Source organism: uncultured Rhodococcus sp., from assembly GCF_963525155.1.
GTDB lineage: Bacteria > Actinomycetota > Actinomycetes > Mycobacteriales > Mycobacteriaceae > Rhodococcus_F > Rhodococcus_F qingshengii.
This window is the reverse complement of sequence record NZ_CAURKP010000004.1, coordinates 1-20639: the sequence shown is the minus strand read 5'-3', so window position 1 is coordinate 20639 and position 20639 is coordinate 1. Positions and strand designations below refer to the sequence as shown.

The 20639-nt window shown below is 62.2% G+C and carries 21 protein-coding genes; 6 read left to right on the top strand and 15 right to left on the bottom strand.

Annotation, left to right across the window (positions count from 1 at the left end; all coding sequences use genetic code 11):
* The 9 genes from RWT78_RS01675 to RWT78_RS01635 are packed head-to-tail and all read right to left on the bottom strand — an operon-like array spanning position 1 to position 9277.
* Positions 1 to 1206, bottom strand: a complete 1206-nt coding sequence (locus RWT78_RS01675) for an acyl-CoA dehydrogenase family protein (RefSeq protein ID WP_047271591.1) — start codon at positions 1204 to 1206, stop codon at positions 1 to 3.
* Positions 1207 to 1223: 17 nt separating this feature from the next.
* Positions 1224 to 3434 carry an acyl-CoA dehydrogenase gene (locus tag RWT78_RS01670; protein ID WP_047271590.1) on the bottom strand — a complete coding sequence of 737 codons (2211 nt, stop codon included), beginning with the start codon at positions 3432 to 3434 and terminating at the stop codon, positions 1224 to 1226.
* Positions 3435 to 3461: 27 nt separating this feature from the next.
* Positions 3462 to 4592 carry a steroid 3-ketoacyl-CoA thiolase gene (locus RWT78_RS01665; RefSeq protein WP_058227092.1) on the bottom strand — a complete coding sequence of 377 codons (1131 nt, stop codon included), beginning with the start codon at positions 4590 to 4592 and terminating at the stop codon, positions 3462 to 3464.
* Positions 4589 to 5443, bottom strand: coding sequence for an SDR family NAD(P)-dependent oxidoreductase (locus RWT78_RS01660; RefSeq protein ID WP_065351817.1), 855 nt, complete (start codon positions 5441 to 5443; stop codon positions 4589 to 4591). Before RWT78_RS01660 ends, RWT78_RS01665 begins: the two co-directional genes overlap by 4 nt.
* A gap of 1 nt (position 5444) precedes the next feature.
* Entirely contained in the window at positions 5445 to 6653 is a 1209-nt protein-coding gene (locus RWT78_RS01655; RefSeq protein ID WP_058227090.1) for a DegT/DnrJ/EryC1/StrS aminotransferase family protein, read from the bottom strand.
* 32 nt (positions 6654 to 6685) lie between these two features.
* On the bottom strand, positions 6686 to 7867 hold the full coding sequence (locus RWT78_RS01650) for a lipid-transfer protein (protein WP_030535711.1): 1182 nt from the start codon (positions 7865 to 7867) through the stop codon (positions 6686 to 6688).
* Positions 7864 to 8277 (bottom strand): acyl dehydratase, encoded by a 414-nt coding sequence (locus RWT78_RS01645; RefSeq protein WP_047271582.1) that lies wholly within the window; start codon positions 8275 to 8277, stop codon positions 7864 to 7866. The genes RWT78_RS01650 and RWT78_RS01645 overlap by 4 nt, the downstream gene beginning before the upstream one ends.
* On the bottom strand, positions 8274 to 8702 hold the full coding sequence (locus RWT78_RS01640; RefSeq protein ID WP_058227088.1) for a Zn-ribbon domain-containing OB-fold protein: 429 nt from the start codon (positions 8700 to 8702) through the stop codon (positions 8274 to 8276). The genes RWT78_RS01645 and RWT78_RS01640 overlap by 4 nt, the downstream gene beginning before the upstream one ends.
* Entirely contained in the window at positions 8699 to 9277 is a 579-nt protein-coding gene (locus RWT78_RS01635) for a MaoC family dehydratase N-terminal domain-containing protein (protein ID WP_161121111.1), read from the bottom strand. Before RWT78_RS01635 ends, RWT78_RS01640 begins: the two co-directional genes overlap by 4 nt.
* A gap of 65 nt (positions 9278 to 9342) precedes the next feature.
* Here RWT78_RS01635 and RWT78_RS01630 point away from each other — a divergent pair, with 65 nt between their 5' ends.
* Positions 9343 to 10056 (top strand): TetR/AcrR family transcriptional regulator, encoded by a 714-nt coding sequence (locus tag RWT78_RS01630; RefSeq protein ID WP_172827063.1) that lies wholly within the window; start codon positions 9343 to 9345, stop codon positions 10054 to 10056.
* On the opposite strand, the gene RWT78_RS01625 is transcribed toward RWT78_RS01630, so the two are convergent.
* From RWT78_RS01625 to RWT78_RS01610, 4 genes are all read right to left on the bottom strand, one after another.
* Positions 10043 to 11488: an MFS transporter gene (locus RWT78_RS01625; RefSeq protein ID WP_314673480.1), complete on the bottom strand. Its 1446-nt coding sequence runs from the start codon at positions 11486 to 11488 to the stop codon at positions 10043 to 10045. The two genes, RWT78_RS01630 and RWT78_RS01625, sit on opposite strands and share 14 nt — an antisense overlap.
* Positions 11489 to 11601: 113 nt before the next feature.
* The gene (locus tag RWT78_RS01620) at positions 11602 to 12171 is read right to left on the bottom strand and encodes a TetR/AcrR family transcriptional regulator (RefSeq protein WP_007731538.1); all 570 of its coding nucleotides are present in this window, start codon (positions 12169 to 12171) and stop codon (positions 11602 to 11604) included.
* Positions 12171 to 12791, bottom strand: coding sequence for a recombination mediator RecR (gene recR / locus RWT78_RS01615; protein WP_003943917.1), 621 nt, complete (start codon positions 12789 to 12791; stop codon positions 12171 to 12173). Before recR ends, RWT78_RS01620 begins: the two co-directional genes overlap by 1 nt.
* 12 nt (positions 12792 to 12803) lie before the next feature.
* Positions 12804 to 13142, bottom strand: coding sequence for a YbaB/EbfC family nucleoid-associated protein (locus RWT78_RS01610; protein ID WP_003943929.1), 339 nt, complete (start codon positions 13140 to 13142; stop codon positions 12804 to 12806).
* Positions 13143 to 13251: 109 nt separating this feature from the next.
* Here RWT78_RS01610 and RWT78_RS01605 point away from each other — a divergent pair, with 109 nt between their 5' ends.
* The 3 genes from RWT78_RS01605 (at position 13252) to RWT78_RS01595 (ending at position 15944) form a co-directional block, all read left to right on the top strand.
* Positions 13252 to 14052 (top strand): Rv3717 family N-acetylmuramoyl-L-alanine amidase, encoded by an 801-nt coding sequence (locus RWT78_RS01605; RefSeq protein ID WP_007731541.1) that lies wholly within the window; start codon positions 13252 to 13254, stop codon positions 14050 to 14052.
* An 84-nt stretch (positions 14053 to 14136) separates the two neighbouring features.
* Positions 14137 to 14433: a hypothetical protein gene (locus tag RWT78_RS01600; protein ID WP_314673457.1), complete on the top strand. Its 297-nt coding sequence runs from the start codon at positions 14137 to 14139 to the stop codon at positions 14431 to 14433.
* Positions 14433 to 15944, top strand: coding sequence for an alpha/beta hydrolase (locus RWT78_RS01595; protein WP_314673456.1), 1512 nt, complete (start codon positions 14433 to 14435; stop codon positions 15942 to 15944). Before RWT78_RS01600 ends, RWT78_RS01595 begins: the two co-directional genes overlap by 1 nt.
* Before the next feature lie 54 nt (positions 15945 to 15998).
* Here RWT78_RS01595 and RWT78_RS01590 read toward each other — a convergent pair whose 3' ends face one another.
* The gene (locus tag RWT78_RS01590) at positions 15999 to 16433 is read right to left on the bottom strand and encodes an SRPBCC family protein (RefSeq protein ID WP_003943959.1); all 435 of its coding nucleotides are present in this window, start codon (positions 16431 to 16433) and stop codon (positions 15999 to 16001) included.
* Between the two features lie 338 nt (positions 16434 to 16771).
* Between RWT78_RS01590 and RWT78_RS01585 the strand changes: the two genes are divergently transcribed.
* Together RWT78_RS01585 and RWT78_RS01580 are read left to right on the top strand one after the other, a co-directional pair.
* Positions 16772 to 18175 (top strand): FAD-binding oxidoreductase, encoded by a 1404-nt coding sequence (locus RWT78_RS01585; protein ID WP_007731548.1) that lies wholly within the window; start codon positions 16772 to 16774, stop codon positions 18173 to 18175.
* The gene (locus RWT78_RS01580) at positions 18172 to 19473 is read left to right on the top strand and encodes a class I SAM-dependent methyltransferase (protein ID WP_314673455.1); all 1302 of its coding nucleotides are present in this window, start codon (positions 18172 to 18174) and stop codon (positions 19471 to 19473) included. The genes RWT78_RS01585 and RWT78_RS01580 overlap by 4 nt, the downstream gene beginning before the upstream one ends.
* A gap of 36 nt (positions 19474 to 19509) precedes the next feature.
* Here the strand turns inward: RWT78_RS01580 and RWT78_RS01575 are convergent, their stop codons facing one another.
* Positions 19510 to 20547, bottom strand: coding sequence for a type IV toxin-antitoxin system AbiEi family antitoxin domain-containing protein (locus RWT78_RS01575; RefSeq protein ID WP_024487818.1), 1038 nt, complete (start codon positions 20545 to 20547; stop codon positions 19510 to 19512).
* Between the last annotated feature and the right edge of the window lie 92 nt (positions 20548 to 20639).

The window sequence follows — 20639 nt, the reverse complement described above, 5'->3', positions numbered from 1 at the left end:
TCAGCTCTTTTCGTTCTGTGCAGCGGGCCGGCGACGCGCAGCAAGCGCCATGCCCAGACATTTTGCGGCGACAATTTCACGCATCACTTCGTTGGTTCCACCGCCGAAGGTGTTGTTCTGGGCGCGTCGACCCAGGTTCTCGACTCGCCCTTCCAGTACCGCTCCGGGTGTGCCGGGGCGCAGTAGGCCCTTGGCGCCCAGCACTTCCTGCAGCATGCCGTACGCACTGACGACAGCTTCGGTACCGAAGATCTTGGCCGCGGCCGAATCCCCGCCGCCCAAGGTGTTGGCGGCGACGTCCGCCACCAGTCGTAGGTTCATCAGGTCGGCAGCACTGAGCAGCGCGTAGACTTCCGCCAATTTCTCACGTACCCAGCCGATGTCGTAGACGTGGCCGTCACCGGCGGGTTCGGTCTTTGCCCATTCGACCACCTCGGCAAAGAGCTCGTTGGCTATGCCACCGCGTGCCGCCAGGGCAACACGTTCGTGGTTGAGCTGGTTGGTGATGAGCTTCCACCCTTGATTGAGCTCACCGACAACATTGGTGATCGGCACCCGAACATCTTCGTAATAGGTTGCCGAAGTGCTGATTCCGCCCACGGTATGAATTTCGGTGACCGAGAACCCCGGCGAGCTGGTCGGTACCAGGACCACGGAAATGCCCTGATGCGTAGGCGCGTCGGGGTCGGTGCGAACGGCAAGCCAGACCCAGTCGGCAAACACACCGGCGCTGGTGAAGATCTTGTTGCCGTTGATGACAAGCTCGTCACCCTCGATGCGGGCGCGTGTTTCGAGGGCCGCGAGATCGGTGCCCGCATTGGGTTCGGTGTAGCCGATGGCAAAGATCAACTCGCCCGCCAGGATCGGACGCAGGAAGAAGTCCTTCTGAGCTTGCGTCCCGTGCTTGATCAGAGCGGGTCCGACGGTGTTCAGCGTGACCAGCGACAGCGGCGCATTGGCGCGAATCACCTCGTCGTAGAACACGTACAGAGCTTCGGGGTTCTCGCCCCGACCGCCGAATTCCTCCGGCCACCCCAAGCCCAGCCAACCGTCTTTACCCATTCGGCGCAGAATGCGATCGAAGACGGGGCCGCCTTCGGTCTGATCCACGAGAGCACGGCGGTCTTCGTCGTTGATGATCTCCGCGAAGTACGCCCGCAATTCCTTGCGCAGAGTCTTCGACTCCTCCGACAAATCCAAGTACATGGTGAAACTCCTAAGATCTACGAACGCGGCAGGCCGAGTACGCGCTGCGCGATGACGTTGAGTTGAATTTCGACGGTTCCGCCGCCGAACAGAATCGAGGGAAGTCCGATGTGGTCTATCGCGTAATTCGCCGACGGGTCGACAACGGCGGCGCGCGGTCCGAGCAGTCGCAACAGGTCCCGCGAGCCCTCGCGCTGCGCCAGGGCGTTGTACACCTTCGACACGCTGATCTCGGCGCCCGGTTCCTGACCCGCCAGTCGCGCCGACACCCCGCGTAGATTCATCGCGGACAGTGCCAACTCACGAGAGATACTGCGGCCGAGGCCCTCCACTGCGTCTTCGCGAGGGCAGTCGTGGCTCGCGTCGGCGATAACCTGACGGAACAGCCGACTCGAACCGTGGTGCAGCGTGCTGCCCATACTCAGGCGTTCGTTGGACAGCGTTGTCGCAGCAAGCTTCCACCCTTGCCCCGGCTCCGCCACCAGGCAGTCGTCCGGGACGAAGACGTCGTCGAGGAATACCTCGTTGAACTCCGACTTACCGGTGGCTTGTTTCAGCGGACGTACGTCGATACCTTTCGAGGTCATGTCGACCAGGAAGTACGACAGCCCACGATGTTTCGGAGCGTCGGCGTCGGAACGCGCCAGGCATACTCCCCAATCGGCCTCGTGCGCGCCCGAGTTCCACACTTTCTGACCCGACAGGACCCAGCCACCGTCGACCTTGCGCGCTTTCGTGCTCAGACCGGCCAGGTCTGATCCCGCGCCCGGCTCACTGAACAGCTGGCACCAGATGATGTCGGCGCGCAGCGAAGGCTCGACGAACCTGTCCTGCTGCTCGGCGTTGCCGTGTTCGAGAATCGTGGGCAGCACCCATTCCCCGATCACCGTGGACGGTTGAGCCCAACCTCGCATCGCGAATTCGTGTGCGATGACGGCCTGTTCTCTCGGTCCTGCTCCCAGCCCGTACGGCGCCCGATAGTGCGGGGCTACCAGTTTGGCGTCGGCAAATCGGGCGCGTCGAGCGCTCCCCTTGGCCGGCGCCCAACTGGCGCTGGTGGTTCCGTCGTCGGGCAGCAGCGCAACCTCGTCCAGAACCCTGCGAACCTGCTCTCGTAGTTCAGGCAGCATGTCCGGGTCTACAAAGGAGAAATCCCGTTCCGAATCGGCGGACCGGTCTCCCAACGTGTGTGCCCACTTCACCTCGGAACCCGCCACCGCAGCGATACTGATTGCCCGGCGCCAGTACAGATGCGCGTCATGCTCCCAAGTGAATCCGATTCCGCCGAGCAACGTGACACATTCGAGGGCGTTCTCGATGCCGACGGGCAAAGCGGCCAACGCAGCTTGAGCCGAGACAAGTCTCTGCTGATCCTCGCCGTGCTCTTCGGACCGAGCTGCGTCCCACGCTGCGGCACAGGCAATCTCGGAGCGGACCAGCATCATGGCCGCCTTGTGCTGAACTGCCTGGAAGCTTCCGACCGGACGGCCGAACTGCTGCCGGGACTTCACGTAGTCGACCGCGGTGCGTAGCGCCCACCCGGCGATACCGCTCGCCTCCGCAGCCAACACCGTGTTGACGATCAGTTCGACTCGGTGCGCCTGGAGACCCTCGACGATCAGCCCAGCGTCGACCTTGTGATCGGTCAACGTCAGCGTCCCGATCGAGCGTGTCAGATCCACTCCGTCTTCGACCTCCACCGCAGCGGAAGACGACTGCTCGAGCCGGAACCACAACTCGCCGTCTTCGCTGTTCGCTTGCACGAGAACGACATCGGCTCCGGGTAGACCTAGAGCCGGGTCGGCAGAACCGCTCACGGTCCACCCTGCATCGCTGCGAGCCGCGCGCAATCCCACGCCGGTGCAGACTGCTCCGGTTGCGCCGGTGGCCAATTCGATCAGCATTGATTCCGCAGCCGGGCCGGCAGCTGTTGCGAGGATCCCACTGGCGATGACCGTCGGAACGTACGGTCCCGGGTAAAGCGCATCACCCAATTGCTCGACTACCACCGCCAGTTCGGCAAGACCTGCCCCGTCACCGCCGTACTGCTCCGGCAGGTGCACTGCGTGCAGTCCCTGACGGACCAATCCATCCCACGAGTCCGGCCGATCACCGGCGGCGTACCGCTTGACGTTGCTGCGCGTGTCGGCGATTCCACCGAAGCGGTTCGCGAATGCGGCTACCGCTTCCGCCAGGTCACGGTGATCTTCGAGCAGGGGCAGTGCCATGGCAGGTTCCTCAATCTTCGGTTCTTGTCAGATGCGTTCGAGAATCAGGCAGGTGGTTGCGGCGGACGCGCAGATCGCGATCAGCGCGATGGACTTGTCCCGGCGCTCCAGTTCGTCGATGACATTGGCCAACAGTCTGATTCCGGTTGCACCGGCCGGATGGCCCAGTGCGATTGCACCACCGTTGACGTTCAGCAATTCGGGATCGACGCCGTGAACCTGCGCGAACGACATCGGTACCGAAGCAAATGCCTCGTTGACCTCGAACAGGTCGATGTCGTCGATCGTCAGACCGGTGCGGCCGAGCACGATGTTTGCCGCGTCCACGGGACCGTCGAGCATGAACTCGATGTCTCCGCCGATGACGCACTGCGCCAATATCTTTGCCCGCGGCCGCACGCCGAGCATCCTGGCTCGATCCTCGGACATCAGTAGAGCGGCACTCGCACCGTCCGAGACCTGCGAAGACGTTCCAGCGGTGTGCAATCCGCCCTCTTGAACGGTCCGCAGTTTCGCGAGTCCTTCGAGACTCGATTCGCGCAGACCCTGATCCCGATGGACCGGAGCGTCAGAGCCCGGAGCGACCACATCGATGATGTGCGAGTCGAAGCGTCCTGCCTCCCATGCTGCTGCGGCTCGCTGCTGCGAGCGCAGCCCGAAGGAGTCGAGATCCTCGCGGCTGAAACCGCGCTTGACAGCAATCCGATCGGCCGCGGTGTACTGATCGACGGTATCGAGTGACCACGACTCCGGACGTGGTGTTCCGAGGCCGGTACCCACCTTGTACGTCAACGGAGCGCGGGACATCAGTTCCACACCGCACGCCACACCCACGTCGACTGCACCGATGGCAATCTGCCCGGCAATCAACTGCACCGATTGCTGCGCGGTTCCGCACTGCGCGTCGATCGTGGTGCAGCCCGCTTTCAACGGAAGGCCCGCATGCATCCAGGACGTACGCACGATGTTTCCGAACTGCTCACCGAGAGGCGTCACACAGCCGCCGATGACCTGGTCGACCGCGTCAGGATCCACGCCCACCCGATCCAGCACGCCTTTCTGCGCATAACCCAACAGTTCCGCCGCGTGGACTCCGGACAGCCAACCCTCACGCTTGCCGAACGGCGTTCGTGCTGCGTCCACGATGACGGGCTTCATGCCAACTCCTCGGTTCGTAATGCCGGGTTCTCCGGTAATGCCGTTCCGTCCAGACCACGCACGGTAAGGGACCACTCGTCGATCAGGTCCAAGCTGACGCTCGAGCGCGCGGTGAACTCGGTGTCGCAATCACACAGCGCTGTGACCGCTTCCACCATTTCTTCCATAGATTCGACCTGATCCGGCCGGATAGTCTCACCGACCAGGACCCTGGCGCCCTCACTGAGCACCGCTGCCCGCGGTTGAACCGTGTTGACGCGAACCCCCTGGCCGTAAAGCTCCACGCCCATGCCGTTGCTCATCCTGTTGAGCGCTGCTTTGGACGCGCCGTACACGGTCATGGCAGTTCCCGGTTCGACCCACGTGAACGGCGGGCCATGCCACGGTTTGACGGTGCCACTGGACACGTTCACGATCCAGCCGTATCCGTTTGCCACCATCCCCGGCACCACGGCTTGCATCAGATCGAGCGGTGCATGGACATTTGCCTCGAACATCAACCGTCGCCGCCGCAGTGGGTAATCCGAGAGCGGCTGATAGATCGCCGCTGCCGCGTTGTTCACCAGGATGTCTATAGTCCCGCCAAGCTTCTCGATCGCCAGCGGCACAACGGTGTCGCGCTGCTGCTCGTCCGTCAGATCTGCGACAACTATCTCGACTTTGTTTCCGTACTTGGCAATTCGAGCCGCAGTCTCTTCGAGACTGCCCGGCAGGGTTGCGTGTGCACCGAGCGTCCGGGCCACGAGAGCGACGTCAGCGCCTTCCGCTGCAAGCCTCTCTGCGACGCCCGCACCGATTCCGCGGCTGGAACCGGTGACAAGCGCTCGGCGTCCTTCGAAGCGATCGGTCATGCTACTTCCACTTCGCGGCGAAGCGATTGATGCTCTCCGCAATCCGAGCAACTTCGTCGTCACGCAAACCGTGGCTCATGCCGAGTGTCATGCCGCGGGCAAAAACTGCGTCCGCTTCCGGCAAACCTTCGGCCGGCTGGCGAAATTCGATGTTGTTCATCATGGGGTGACGAGTGACGTTGCCGCTCCACACGGTTCGGGTGTCGATGCCGTCGGCCTCGATGGCTTCCTGCAGGTCGCTGCGCGTGAAGGGGGCGTTCTCGTTGATCATCACCGGGTAACACAGCCACGCCGTGTCGAGACCGTCGAGTTCTACCGGCGTCGTGAAGAATTCAGGATGGGCGCCGTATGCCGCCGAGAAGGCCGCAAATGTTGCCTTACGCGTCTTGTAGTTCTGTTCCAGCTTGTCGAGCTGCACGACGCCGTAAGCTGCGCCGAGTTCGGAGGGCTCGAAGTTCCACGACATGAGCTCGAAGATGAAGTCGTTGTCGTAGTCGACGCCGTCGAGTTCTTCACGGAAGACTCGGCCGGACTTGGTACTGCCGAACAGGTTCGGCTCGCTACGACGGCCCCAGCGGCGAAGCAGCAAAGCCTTGTCACGGCTGGCTTCGTCGTCGACGCACACCATTCCACCGGTTCCCGCGCACGTGATGATGTGTGCCATCGAGAAACTGGTGACGACGATGTCCGCCCGAGACCCGGTGGGAGTACCGCGGAGCGTGGCGCCGATCGCGTCACACGAATCCTCGATCACCTTGAGTCCATGGCGATCAGCGATATCACGGATGACGTCCCAGTCTGGGCAGTTGCCGGCCAGGTTCGGCATCAGGATGGCACCGGTCTTCGCGGTGACCATGGCTTCGATCTTGGTGACGTCGACGTTGAACGTGTTGGGTTCCACGTCCACGAACACCGGCACCAGACCGGCACGCACGATCGGTGCGATGTCGGTGGAGAACGTCAACGGCGACGTGATGATCTCACTGCCGGCAGGCAGTCCGAGCAGCTCGACTGCCAAGTACAAACCCGAGGATCCCGAGTTGCACATGACGCCGAACTTCTTGCCGGCCAAGGCCGCGATACGTTCTTCCATCTCGAAGACGTTCTTGCCGATGCGCAATCCTTGATGCCCGCTGCGCAAGACGTCGACAACAGCCTGTATTTCTTCCTCGCCGTGGGTGGCCCTGGCGTAGGTGATCCGCTCGCTCATCTTGTTCCTGCTTTCTCGAATAGGCGGCAGATTCAGCGATCTGCCGAGAGGACGAGCGCACTGTGCGGGACGGGAGAGCCGCCGGTCACGAGCACGTTGTCCAGAGTTTTGGTCGGTTGATTGGTGGAGGTGCCGCGGATCAGGCGAACACCTTCGGCAATACCGTTGACGCCGTGGATGTATCCCTCACCGAGTTGACCGCCGTGGGTGTTGATCGGCAGGCGACCGTCCAGCTCGAGATTGCCGTCGGCGATGAAGTCTTTTGCCTCGCCCCGACCGCAGAATCCGTACTCCTCGAGTTGAAGCAGAACCATCGGGGTGAAAGCGTCGTAGAGAATTGCGGCATCGATGTCGTCCGGCCCGATACCGGCCTGGTCCCACAGTTGGCGCGCCACGAGTTCGACTTCCGGCATGCTGTCGATGTCGTCGCGGTAGTAGCTGCTCATCGAAATCTGTTGCGGACCTACACCTTGCGCAGCGCCACTGATGACCGCAGGTTTGTGCGGCAGGTCGCGGGCGCGCTCCGCACTGACGATGACCAGCGCCTGTCCGCCGTCACTTTCCTGGCAGCAGTCGAGCAGGCGGATGGGATCGGCGATCATGCGTGAGTTCTGATGGTCCTCGATAGTGATCGGGCGTTCGTAGAACCAGGCCTTGGGGTTGTTCGCCGCATGCTTGCGTGAGAGGACCGAGATCTGGCCGAAGTCGGCGCTTGTTGCCCCGTACTTGTGCATGTACAGCTTGGCGAGGAAGGCTTCCTGCTGCGCCGGGGTCAGAAGCCCGTACGGGTTGATCCAGTTCCGATACTCCTGGTCCGTCGACGCGTTGTACGCAAAAGGTGGCGGGCCGGCGCCGAATCGGTGACCTGATCTTTCGTTGAAGGCACGGTAGACGACCACAACGTCGGCAACTCCGCTGGAGACGGCAAGCGCTGCTTGTTGAACCGGTGCGCAGGCACCGCCGCCGCCGTGTGGAATTCGACTGAAGAACGTCAATTCCGGGATCCCGAGGGCGCGTGCGACCGCAATCTCGGGATTGTTCTCCATGGTGAACAGCGCAAATCCGTTCACCTCTTCTGCCTCGATGTGAGCGTCGTCGAGTGCGGCGATCACGGATTCGCACGCCAACTGCCATTCGCTACGGCCGGAGTTCTTGGAGAACTCGGTTGCGCCGATTCCGGCGATGGCTGCTTGCCTCGAAAATCCTCGTGTCATGCGATTACCCTTTCCACCGGTTCGAGAGTCACGTCGGCCGTCACGTGTGTTCCACGGGCGTTTTTCCCGAGAACCGTCACGGTGAGCGCCCGGCCGTCTGTGGCGGTGACCTCGCCGGTGAATGTCATGGTGTCTCCGGGAAAGTTCGGAACACCAAGCCGTAGTGATGTTTTGACGATCCGTGATGCCGGGCCGGACCAGTCGGTGATATAGCGGTCGATGAGCCCGTTGGTGGTGTTGATGCTCATGAAGATGTCGGGAGTTCCGCGATCCTGGGCCTTGCCCGGATCGTGATGCACGTCCTCGAAATCCTGAGAAGAGATCGCAGTGGCGACGATCAGCGTTCGATCCAACGGCAATTCGAGGCTGGGGAGGACCGAACCCACTTCGCAGTCAATCAGTTTCGTCATTGCACCGAACCCCGTCGCCTCAGTTGCGGCAGCATCTCGCCGTGAGCGTGCTCGGAGAAGGTCACTTCGAGTTCCAAGCCGAAGTCGAGTTCCTCGTGATCGATCCCCGCGATGTCGGCAACCAGACGCGTGCCTTCTTCGAGATCGACGAGTCCGACGGCGAGTGGGTACTCGAAAGCAGGATCCTTCGGGTGATGGATGACCGTGAAGCTGTGCAACGTGCATCGCCGCGTGGATTCGACTGTGTCCCAACTGAACGAGCGGCATTCCGGGCACGCGGGTGCGGGTGGGTGGCGCAGAGTCTTGCAATCCGCACACCGTTGGATCTCGAGGCGACCCTCTTTGGCCGCAGAGAAGAAGAAATCGTTGTCGTCGGTGACGGTCAGTCTCGGAACAGCGGTGTTGCGGGAGCCAGTCTCGCTCATGCGATTACCTCCTGGACTTCGAGTTGAGTATCTGTCTGGGCATCTGGTTTGAACCTGAGCAGTCGAAAGCGCTCTTCGACCAGCGTCTTTCCGTCCTGGTCCACGTACTTCTTGAACAGAGTGATGAAGCACCCGTGACCGAGAGCCGTCTGTTTGAACGGCGAGATCGCTTCGATGGTGAAATGCGCGGTGACGTGGTCACCGGGGCTCAGCTCCGCGCAATACTCCTGCTCGACGTTGGTCGCGACAACGGAGGTGTATCCGGCCTCGTCCAACAGCGCCAGCAGTCGTGAATAGGCGAAGTCCTCGGAGACTCCGTCGGCACGAAGTTGCTGGACCTGCCTATAACGTCGGTAACCCGCCATCACCCAGGTCGAGATCATGGCGGGCGGACAGACGACGTCTCGACGACCGGTACTGCGAGCGGCCTCGGCGTCGACGTAGATCGGGTTGCGGTCGTCGTGCGCCTCGACCCAGTTGCGGATCATCGCCTCGTTGACGGCGTAGCGGGCGACGCGGGGTGGTTCGGCCTCTGCGCCGATGAAATTCGGAAACTGCGTCTGCAGGCTCTGCACTGAAATCCTCCGTGAACGAAAGTTGAGCAAGCGCTTGATTTTGAAGCTAGCATAGGAATCCGGAAGTGGAAACACGCGATCTCACCGACGAATTGGTTCGAGCCGGAGCCATCAGGCAGGATTGCGCTACGTTCGACGCCGGCAGCCCGGCACCCCCGAAACCCTGCCCTGAGCAGGACCGACAACCAGTGGAGATTTCAGTGGCATCACCAGATCGTCGGGAGAAGATCCTGGAGAGCTCAGCCGAGCTGTTTGCCAGAAAGGGTGTCGCCACCACGACCGTTCGCGAGATCGGCGACGCCGCCGGTGTGTTCTCGGGCAGCCTCTACCACTACTTCAAGTCGAAGAATGCGATAGTTGCCGAGCTCATGCGCGGCTTCATCACCGACATTCAGCTCCGCTTCGATCAGGTGGAGAAGACGGCAAACGACCCCGAGGAAGTCCTGCGCGGCCTGATCCGCGAGACGCTGGTCGTCATCGAACTACACCCGCACCCGACGGCGATCTACCAGAACGATCGGGCTTATCTTCGCGACAACGATCTCCTGCAATCCGTCGACGGGCCTTCCCGCCAAGTCCGCGAGCATTGGATGAAAGCGATTGCCGAAGGCGTCGATCAGGGAATCTTCCGCAAAGACGTGGCACCGGAAATTTTCTATCGATCGGTACGAGACACCTTGTGGTCGACAACGCATTGGCCGGATCGCCAGAAGTACACCACCGACGAGTTCGCGGATCTGATGATCACACTCTTCCTCTCGGGATTCAGGGTCGCCTGACGAGATCCGGCAGATCGACGTGTTTCGGGGTTCGCCCCTGCGGCAACAGGATCGACACCGCGAATACGACCACCGCGCAGCCCGCGCACACCAGGTAGGCGACGGAGAATCCGGTCCACGACGTGGAATGTTCCGAACCGCCGATCACGAACGCGGCGAGGATCGTTGCCACCGTCGCGCTGCAGATCGTGCTTCCGGACGTCCGCAGAAGTGAGTTCACCCCGTTGGCTGCCGCCAGTCGCTGACGAGGCACGGCAACCAGAATCAGCAGCGAGAGCGTGCTGTAGACGATGGCGGTCCCGACTGCTGTGATGCCCAGTGCTGCAACCACTCCCCACAGCGGCTTACCGGCAACGGCGTGAATCCCGTACCCGCCGGCGAGGAACACGGCACCGGTCAACATCGCGGTCCGTGAACCGAAGCGGTCGGTGATCCGCACCGCAACCGGTGAGAACAGCACCATCGCGATACTCGCCGGAATCTGGCAGAGCGCTGCTGCGATGATCGACAGGCCGTACCCGGCGCCCGGCCCCTTCATCCCCTGGAGGAGTTGTGTCGTGATCAGCGTGTTCCCGAAAAACGCGAACCCGACCAGCAGAGCCGCCAGATGCGGGATCAACACCGCACGTTTCACGAGAGCGCGGACGTCGACCAGCGGATTGACGTTGCGCCGCTGTTGAATTACCCAGAGCGTGAACAGCACCGCCGACGCGGCCAGCATGGAGATCACCGCTCCGCTGGTCCATCCCCAACTCGACCCCTGAGTGATCGGCACGAGCAGAGCGATCATCGCGGCGCTCAGACCAACCGCCCCGACGCCGTCGAATCTTCCCGACGGATTCGGCTCGGACTCTCGAATGAACAGCACCGCAGCAAGAGTCACGGACAGCCCGATGGCGGTGGTTACCCAGAACAGGACGTGCCAATTCGAGTACTGCGCGATCATCGCAGAAAACGGTATGCCCAAAGCGGTTCCGACGCCGAGCGTCGAACTCATCATGGCCACTGCGCCGTTGACCTTGTTGCGTGGCAATTCGTCACGGAGCATGGAGATTCCGATGGGGATGACTGCCGACCCGGCTCCCTGCAACGCTCTCGCGAAGATGAGGACAGCGATGTCCGACGACAGCGCACACAACATCGAGCCGAGAGTCATCATCGTGAAAGCAACCAGAAGCATCTTCTTCTTGCCGAACATGTCGGCGAGTCGACCGAAGATGGGAGTGACGACAGCGCCGACCAGCAGCGTGACGGTCACCAGCCAGGACACGGCCGTGCGTCCAGCGCCGGTGAAGTGCGGCAACTCCGGCAGCAGTGGAACGATGACCGTCTGCAGAACAGCCTGGAACACTGCGGCGGCGACAACGATGGGGAACAGGAAGCGTGAGCGCGGCTGCGCGAGTCCCGCGTCGGAGGTGGTGACTGCAGGCATGCCCGGCGGACGGTCGAGCGTCGTCACCCCACACCGCCTGTTCTCACTAGGTAAATATCCGTTCACCTACATTAGGTGAACGGATATTTACCTAGCAAGAATTGTGACGCCGCTCACCCGTCGAGCAGCTTTTGCACCAGCGGTGCGTACAGCGCAACCACCTCGTCCTGGGTGCCGGTGGCATGGCCGGCCATCATCCGTCGGCGCATGATCGCCACTCCGACCACCATCGACATCGCCAGTTCCGCGCGCAATCTCGCGTCGGGGCCGGACAGGCGAGCGGCGAGGGTGTCGATCATCTGCGTCGAATAGTTCTCGCGCAGCTTGCGGTTGCTCTCTTCACTGACGCCGCTCATGAACAACAAGCTCATGGACAGCGGCTTGTACGACTCCAACGGCTTGGTGAACAGCGAGACCATGCGCTCGCCGAGCGAGTCGTTCGGGGCGTCGAAGACCGTGACCGCCGCTGCCCGGAAGTCGACCAACTCGTCGTACAACTGCTCTTTGGAACCGAAGTACTTGATGATCAGCGGTGCGCTGACGCCTGCGTCTTCGGCGATGTCCTTGAGCGTGATTTCGCGGTACGGCCGAGTCGCGAATGCTTTCCCGGCCGACGCGATGATCTGCGCACGCGTCTGCTCGGACGTACGACGCACCTGCTGACCTTGCTCCGTGCCGCTCATCAAGCGTTCCGCGACAATTCGCGACGACCGGACAATGCGCGACCCAGCGTCAACTCGTCTGCGAATTCGAGATCGCCACCCATCGGAAGACCCGAAGCCAACCGAGACACCGTCAGCCCCGGAATGTCTCGCATCATGCGAACGAGATAGGTAGCTGTCGCCTCACCCTCCGTGTTGGGGTCGGTGGCGATGATGACCTCGGACACGTCGACGCCGTCCTCCTGATTTGCGATGCGAGCCAACAACTCCCGGATACGCAACTGGTCCGGCCCGATCCCCGAGAGCGGATTGAGCGCACCGCCGAGCACGTGATAACGACCCTTGAACTCACGGGTGCGCTCGACGGCCTGGACGTCCTTCGGTTCCTCCACGACGCAGATCACCGTGCGATCGCGACGTGCGTCGGCGCAGATGCGGCACTTCTCCTGATCGGAGACAGTTCCGCACACCGTGCAGAACTGAACGCCGTCACGGATGCGCTGCAATGCATTTTTCAAACGGTCGATCTCGGGAGGCTCCACGGAGAGCAGGTGAAAAGCGATGCGTTGAGCGCTCTTCGGCCCGACTCCGGGAAGCTTCCCGAGTTCGTCGATCAGATCCTGAACCGGACCTTCGTACACGCGTTCTCGTTTCTAGAAGCCGGGGAGACCGGGAAGGCCTCCGCCGAGTCCGCCGGCCAACGGGCCGAGCTTCTCAGCAGCGACTTCCTGTGCCTTACGCGAAGCGTCCTCGATCGCGCCGATCACCAGATCCTGCAGCGTCTCGACATCTTCGGGGTCGACGACCTTGGGATCGATCTGCAGACCGACGACCTCGCCGGTGCCCTTGACCGTGGCGACAACCAGTCCGCCACCGGCCTGACCGGTCACTTCGGCCTGAGCCATTTCCTGCTGCGCCGCCATCAATTGCTGCTGCATCTGCTGAGCCTGAGCCAACAGAGCAGACATGTCGGGTGCTCCACCTGGTTGCACGAGCGGTCCTTTCTACAGAGTTATCCCCACCAGCGTAGTCGGTGCGCGCTACCGTGAGCGGGTGCGCCGGAACCAGTCAGACACCGTAAAACCGTCAAGAGGGTCAAACATGGCATCACGTGTGTTCCGCTCCACTGCCCTGATCGCCATGGTCGGGGCCGGGCTTCTGAGCGCTGCGTGCACGATTCCGACCGAGACTGCCGAGGCCACGACTTCGGTCGAGGTGTCTCCGCTGAGCACTGTCGCCGCTGACGTCCCCGCTGCGCTCACCGGCAAGGTCGTCTTCCTCGATCCCGGGCACAGCGGGGCGAACGACGACAGCATCAACACCCAGGTCCCCACGGGCCGCGGCGGCACCAAGAACTGCCAGACCACCGGCACCAACACCGATGCCGGGTTCCCCGAGCACACCTTCAACTGGGAAGTCGCGAGCCTGGTCAAGAGCGAACTCGAAGGCCAAGGCGCCACAGTGGTCCTGAGTCGACCGGACGACATCAGCGTCGGATCTTGCGTCGACGCACGCGCCGAAGCTGCCAATTCCTCCGGCGCCGACGTAGTGGTGAGCATTCACGCGGACGGCGCAGCAGCCGGAGCCGAGGGCTTCCACGTCTGCTACTCCGCGCCCCCGCTGAACGCGGTGCAGGCCGGCCCGTCCGTCACCTTTGCCGAAACCATGCGCGACTCACTCGTCACAGCCGGACTCACCCCGTCGACCTACATCGGTGACGACGGGCTGGCACCACGCGCCGATCTGACGGGACTCAATCTGTCGCAGCGGCCGTCGATTCTGGTCGAACTCGGCAACATGCGAAATGCCGACGAGGCAGCGCGCATGACGAGCCCGGACGGTCAGCAGGAATATGCGTCCGCCGTCACCAGCGGAGTCACCGCCTTCCTCACAACCCCCTGACCTGTCTTCTGTGGAGAAATTCCACTTGTCCACAGGAAAGTCGGCACCGCCCCGCTAGCCCGCTCACCTGGATACGGTTCTGCCATGGGGCCGATACTTCAGGTAGATTTCGCTGCTCTGCAGCAACTTTCAGCTGATCTGTCTCGAATTGCGGATCAGATCTCGGGGATCGATTCCGCCGGCCCGATTTTCAAAGCCGCGGCGGCCCTGAACTCGTCCGCTGTCGCGGCTGTGTCGACTGGGAATGCCGGCGTCATCGGCGACGCGTACCGGCACCTGGCTACGCAATTGGGACTCATGGCGTCGGGAACCGCTGCCGCAGCACGTCTGTACGACGCTGCCGAGGGCGAAGTGGTGTCCGAACTGCGCGGAGCCTACTGATGCCGCCCACCGTCTCTCAGCTTCGAACGTGGTCACCGGAGAAATTGCGCACAAGCGCTTCGGAACTGATCGACATCGACCGGCAGATCGAAGCTCTCGGCAATGACGCCGGACGCAGCATCGACGCCGTCCGCGAATTCTGGCAGGGACAAGCGTCGAGCGCGGCGGCAGTGCAGTGGTCTGGCATCTCGCTTTCCTCGTCCCGGCTGTCGATTGCAGTTCGCGTAGTTGCGGATCTGTATGGCGGAGCGTCCAATACGATCGGTGCGGCGCGAAAATCAGTTCTGGACCTGGTCGAGGAGGCGACTCTCGAACACGGCTTGACGGTGTCAGACAGTGGAGCGGTATCGGCACCTGAGACGAAGCAGCCGTGGAATCTGGCCGACGCCATGCAAGATTCCGAAAACGCCACGGCTGCAAAGGTTTTTCAGCAGAAGATCTCCACTGCATTGACGGCACTCGACGACGAAGACAACCGGGCCGCGGCTGCTCTGGGTGAGGCCTTCCGAGAGATCGGATCACTCCTTGGCAATCAGCCTGATCGCCTCGACCGCACTGTCGTCGACATCCTCGACGGGAGGTCGACACTCCCCGGGACACCAACGGAGCTACACCGACTCTGGGAATCGCTCACGCCCAACGAGAAAGACGCGTTGGCGAGGTGGGATCCGTCCATCGGTAGCCGGGACGGCCTTCCCGCTCTCGACCGGGACTACTACAACCGGCGGTACCTCTCTGCGCTCGAGCAGTTGCCGGATCGAACGGTCGCTGCCGGATACACGACCGTGCGCGGCGAACTTCGACCGGACACGTTCCTTCTCTCGGTCACGGATGGGCACGCCGTCGTGGCAGTCGGTAATCCCGATGCCGCCGGCAACGTCGCAACACTGGTTCCCGGAACCGGCTCCGGGCTGTCGGGCGTCGGCGGAGACCTGCAACGAACCAAGGCCATGTACGACGCGTCCGTAAGGGCAGCACCGACGGAAGCCACATCAGTGATCCTGTGGTCCGGATACGACGCTCCCCCAGGCATTCCCGACGCAGCATCGGATCGGTACGCCACCTCCGCAGCGCCGAGGCTCGACAGCTTCCAGGACGGGTTACGAACCTCGCATGACGGTCCGCCTTCGCACAACGTGGTGATCGGTCATTCCTACGGCAGCACCGTCGTCGGTGCCGCGACTACCCGTGGCGCTTCTCTCGACGTCGACGAACTGGTTTTTGTCGCAAGCCCCGGCGTCGATGCCGAGCGCGTGAACGAACTGAGCCTGGACGGCGTCGACTCGGACGAGGTGGCTCGCCATGTTCATTCGACGACGGCCTTCTGGGATCCGGTCCAATTGATCCCCAAGATCCTCGGAGTCCACGGGTTCGACCCGTCGGATCCGGAATTCGGCGCGCAGGTATTCACCGGATCTCCCGGGGAGCCTGGGTTCGGAGTTCACAGCGATTACTGGGAAAGCGGAAACCCCGCACTCACCGAATTCGGACGGATCATTACCGGCCCATGAAAGAAGGCGCCGTACCGGTGAAGGTACGACGCCATCTCGGTGATGCAGGATCGGTTAGACGAGTTCGCGCTTGAGGTTGTCCAGGACCTGGGCCTGGATGCGCTGCAGACCCTTCGGAGCGAACGTGCGCTCGAAGAAGCCGCCGATACCGGTGGCACCCTGCCACTGGGTGAGCGTCGTCACCGTCGTTCCCGTGCCGTTGGGGGCAACGGTCCAGGTGGTGACGAGGCTGGAGTTCGCGTCCTTCTCGGTGATGACGTTGCCGTCGACCGTCACTGTCGCCTTGACGTTGCGCGAGCGCTTTTCCGTCGCCTTGAGCGTCCACTGCGCGACGGTTCCGTCACCCTGGCCACCTTCGACGACCTTGTAGTCGAGGTACTGCTCGGACAGGATTCGCGGGCGAACCGTCTCGTAGTCCGAGAGCGCCGCGAGCACCTTGTCGGGTGCTGCTGTGACGACTGTCGAACTCATTGCATTGACCTGACCCATATGCCCTACGTCTCCTTGCTCGACCAACGCGGCTCGATACCGCGAATGACTACCCGAATCCGCACCTCGAACTGCGCAGATATTCCTTTCCATACTGCCTGCTGCGCCCGGGTATCTCGACCATCTACCCATTCCGTGTGAGCTGGTTCACCACTCGGAGCATTTACCGAGTTCGATTGCAACAACTCGATCAAATTCGGGCATTAATACCCCTCCGGATAGCTTGCACACGCAACTACCGATAGCGTCAGGGTGTGACTCTCTCGTTCAATGGGGTAGTTCAGAAGTTAGATCGAATCCGGACAAAGCAAGGCCCGGGTTCCGATGCTGCGCGTGAAATGGGGTTCGAGCAGCACAGAGAAGGCGTCGAACGCCTACTCGCGTCATACCGCGCCATTCCCGCCGATGCTTCTGTACGCCTGGCAAAGAAGACATCCAATCTGTTCCGCGCTCGCGCCAAGACGTCGGCCCCCGGCCTCGACGTCAGCGGTCTGGCAGGTGTCATCGCCGTCGATGCGCAGGCGCGCACAGCCGACGTCGCCGGCATGTGCACGTACGAGGACCTCGTCGACGCGACGCTGCCCTACGGGCTGGCGCCCCTGGTCGTGCCTCAACTCAAGACCATCACCCTGGGCGGTGCGGTGACCGGCCTGGGCATCGAGTCCACCTCGTTCCGTAACGGCCTGCCGCACGAGTCGGTACTCGAAATCGACGTGCTGACCGGAAGCGGCGAGATCATCACCGCAACACCGGACGGCGAACACGCCGAACTGTTCTTCGGTTTCCCCAATTCCTACGGCACCCTTGGCTATTCGACGCGATTGAAGATCGCACTCGAACCCGTCAAGAAGTACGTCGCCTTGCGCCACGTGCGCTTCGATTCGTTGAAGAAACTCGAAGAAACGATGGATCGCATCGTCACCGAGCGCGAGTACGACGGGATCGCCGTCGACTATCTCGACGGGGTGGTCTTCACCGATTCCGAGAGCTACCTCACACTCGGCGTGCAAACCGACGAGGAAGGCCCAGTCAGCGATTACACCGACCAGGACATCTTCTACCGGTCGATCCAGCATTCGTCACTCACCCAGCCCAAGACGGATCGCTTGACCATTCGCGACTACCTGTGGCGCTGGGACACCGACTGGTTCTGGTGCTCACGGGCTTTCGGTGCACAGAACCCGAAGATCCGGCGCTTCTGGCCCAAGCAGTACCTGCGCAGCAGCTTCTACTGGAAGCTGATCGCACTCGACCACAAGTACGACATCGGAGATCGCCTCGAAAAGCGCAAGGGCAAGCCCCCGCGCGAACGCGTCGTCCAGGACGTCGAGGTACCCATCGAACGAACCGCGGACTTCGTCTCGTGGTTCCTCGAGGAAATCCCGATCGAACCACTGTGGTTGTGCCCGTTGCGTCTTCGTGAGCCAAGCCCGGCCGCCGCTTCTGCATCACGGCCGTGGCCCCTCTACCCCCTCGAACCCAAGCGCACCTACGTCAACATCGGCTTCTGGTCTTCGGTGCCGATCGTTCCCGGTGAGCGCGAGGGGGCAGCAAATCGACTGATCGAAGAAAAGGTCAGCGATTTCGACGGACACAAATCGCTCTACTCCGACTCCTACTACTCGAAGGAAGACTTCGAGGAGCTGTACTACGGCGGCGACCGGTACATCGGACTCAAGGAACGCTACGACCCGAAATCCCGTTTATTGGATCTATTCTCTAAGGCGGTGCAACGTAAATGACCACGTTCAAAGACTCCAAAAGCCAGGACAAGCTCTCTATTGCCGAGATTCTCGAGACGCTTTCCGACGGCATGCTGCCGCTTCGATTCACCGCGTACGACGGCAGCACCGCCGGCCCCGAAGATGCCGACTACGGACTGCACCTCAAGTCGACTCGCGGAACCACTTATCTCGCAACAGCTCCCGGTGACCTCGGCATGGCCCGCGCGTACGTCTCCGGCGATCTCGAAGCCGAGGGTGTCCACCCCGGTGATCCGTACGAGATCCTGCGCATCATGGGTGACGAACTCCACCTCAAGCGCCCGTCCGCACTGACGCTCGCCAGCATCACGCGCTCCCTGGGCTGGGATCTGTTGCGGCCCATCGCCCCGCCGCCCCAGGAACATCTCCCTCGCTGGCGTCGCGTCGCAGAAGGACTGCGTCACTCCAAGACTCGTGACGCCGAAGTCATCCATCACCACTACGACGTCTCCAACACCTTCTACGAGTACGTCCTCGGCCCGTCCATGACGTACACCTGTGCCGCTTACGACAATGCGGAACAGACGCTCGAAGAAGCCCAGGAGAACAAGTACCGCCTGGTGTTCGAGAAGCTCGGACTCCAGAAGGGTGATCGACTTCTCGACATCGGCTGCGGCTGGGGCTCGATGGTCCGCTACGCGGCCAGGCGCGGCGTCAAGGTGATCGGCGTGACTCTCTCTCGCGAGCAAGCGGATTGGGCACAGAAGGCCATCGAGGACGAGGGCCTCGCCGATCTCGCCCAGGTCCGTTTCTCCGACTACCGCGACGTGGCCGAGACCGGATTCGACGCAGTGTCCTCCATCGGCCTGACCGAGCACATCGGCGTCGGAAACTACCCGGCGTACTTCGAGTTCCTCAAGGGCAAGCTGCGTGAGGGTGGGCGTCTGCTCAACCACTGCATCACCCGTCCGGACAACCGAAGCAGCGCCAAAGCAGGCGGATTCATCGACCGGTACGTCTTCCCTGACGGGGAGCTCACCGGTTCGGGTCGCATCATCTCCGAGATCCAGAACGTCGGCCTCGAGGTGCGTCACGAAGAGAACCTTCGCGAGCACTACGCACTGACGCTCTCCGGATGGTGCCAGAATCTCGTCGACAACTGGGACGCGTGCGTCGCCGAGGTCGGCGAAGGAACCGCCCGCGTCTGGGGCCTGTACATGGCCGGCTCACGACTCGGGTTCGAGCGCAATGTCGTTCAGCTGCACCAGGTTCTGGCCGTGAAGCTCGGTCCCAAGGGTGAGGCGCATGTGCCGCTTCGCCCGTGGTGGAAGGCCTAGGGGCAAAGCCCCCGTGCGCCTTTTTGGTAGTGGGCACTACCAAAAAGGCGCACAGGTGCCGCAGGCACCCGACTGCGTCCTCACCCAGCCTCCGCGCCGCAAGACCGTCTCCACCTCGTGCGCAACCTGGCACGGGGTCTTCATCACCTCGTCGAATCCGTAGACCAACCGCGGACGACCTGCCAGCTCTGCCGCATTGTCACGGCGGCGATCACGAAATGCCACTTCTGCCATGGAATGCGCCCACCGACCGTCGAGACGCACGATCAGCGGCACACCGACTTCGCTGTAATCGCAGTCCTCGTACAGCGTGCGGCCGTCGACGCGGACCGGGGACTGGCGTCTGGCCGACGGCAACCCGTGCGCCTGCTCCACGTCGACCGCATAGTGGTATTCGAGCGTTGACTGCACCCCGTCTGCCAGGAGTCGTACCGCATCGGAAAGCGCACCCTTGAATCGATGTGGTGTTCGTTCGTCAATCCGACGACGCACATCGTTCAACGGAATTCGCGCATTTGTCACCGTGGTGATGAGTGAAACGTAGGCGCTTCGCGCTGTGGATTCGGCGGTCGCAAGATCAATCGCGGTATCCGCCCGCGACGTTCGAGGTATGACTGACGGCACGCCGATGTATCGGTGGGCTCGGGATCGGTGGACGACTACCCCGGGGTGAACCACGCCACCCACTCTGACAAGTGCACCCGACGTTCGCGCTGGAACTCGGCGGATTGTCGCGGACTGACAGCGAGCGGACTTGCCGTAGGGCACGGTGACATGGACTGGCTTGTCTGCGTCGATGCGACGCATTCCCCATTCCTCAGCTGCAGTGTCGTGGCTCAGAATCGCTTGCGGGCCACCATAAAGCCAAGCGGCGTTCAAGATCATTTCTCTGGTGAGCGGGCCAGCGGTCACTGCATACACGCCTTGTAGAACGCGCTGCCATTCGCCGCGGTCCAGAAAGTTCCGCAGCATCCCTCGGTTGTATCCGAATGACGAGAGTTGCTGTTGCCGTACCAGACCGGATTGCGCATCGAGAATCCGGAGAAACTCGCTTCCACCATGAGACGTAGTCATGGCACCAAGCGTCAGGCCGAACTCCGACAGGACTGACGTGAAATTCGCTGTCGGAGTTCGTCTGTGGATAACTCACAGGCTGGGGATAAACC

Coding starts and splice junctions, on each gene's coding strand:
- RWT78_RS01620 (WP_007731538.1), bottom strand. CDS start 12,171: ATGAGCGGCACGGAGCAAGGTCAGCAGGTGCGTCGTACGTCCGAGCAG.
- RWT78_RS01640 (WP_058227088.1), bottom strand. CDS start 8,702: ATGAGCGAGACTGGCTCCCGCAACACCGCTGTTCCGAGACTGACCGTC.
- RWT78_RS01600 (WP_314673457.1), top strand. CDS start 14,137: ATGGGGCCGATACTTCAGGTAGATTTCGCTGCTCTGCAGCAACTTTCA.
- RWT78_RS01655 (WP_058227090.1), bottom strand. CDS start 6,653: ATGAGCGAGCGGATCACCTACGCCAGGGCCACCCACGGCGAGGAAGAA.
- RWT78_RS01605 (WP_007731541.1), top strand. CDS start 13,252: ATGGCATCACGTGTGTTCCGCTCCACTGCCCTGATCGCCATGGTCGGG.
- RWT78_RS01575 (WP_024487818.1), bottom strand. CDS start 20,547: ATGACTACGTCTCATGGTGGAAGCGAGTTTCTCCGGATTCTCGATGCG.
- RWT78_RS01580 (WP_314673455.1), top strand. CDS start 18,172: ATGACCACGTTCAAAGACTCCAAAAGCCAGGACAAGCTCTCTATTGCC.
- RWT78_RS01675 (WP_047271591.1), bottom strand. CDS start 1,206: ATGTACTTGGATTTGTCGGAGGAGTCGAAGACTCTGCGCAAGGAATTG.
- RWT78_RS01625 (WP_314673480.1), bottom strand. CDS start 11,488: ATGCCTGCAGTCACCACCTCCGACGCGGGACTCGCGCAGCCGCGCTCA.
- RWT78_RS01595 (WP_314673456.1), top strand. CDS start 14,433: ATGCCGCCCACCGTCTCTCAGCTTCGAACGTGGTCACCGGAGAAATTG.
- RWT78_RS01670 (WP_047271590.1), bottom strand. CDS start 3,434: ATGGCACTGCCCCTGCTCGAAGATCACCGTGACCTGGCGGAAGCGGTA.
- RWT78_RS01590 (WP_003943959.1), bottom strand. CDS start 16,433: ATGGGTCAGGTCAATGCAATGAGTTCGACAGTCGTCACAGCAGCACCC.
- RWT78_RS01650 (WP_030535711.1), bottom strand. CDS start 7,867: ATGACACGAGGATTTTCGAGGCAAGCAGCCATCGCCGGAATCGGCGCA.
- RWT78_RS01660 (WP_065351817.1), bottom strand. CDS start 5,443: ATGACCGATCGCTTCGAAGGACGCCGAGCGCTTGTCACCGGTTCCAGC.
- RWT78_RS01585 (WP_007731548.1), top strand. CDS start 16,772: ATGGGGTTCGAGCAGCACAGAGAAGGCGTCGAACGCCTACTCGCGTCA.
- RWT78_RS01645 (WP_047271582.1), bottom strand. CDS start 8,277: ATGACGAAACTGATTGACTGCGAAGTGGGTTCGGTCCTCCCCAGCCTC.
- RWT78_RS01665 (WP_058227092.1), bottom strand. CDS start 4,592: ATGAAGCCCGTCATCGTGGACGCAGCACGAACGCCGTTCGGCAAGCGT.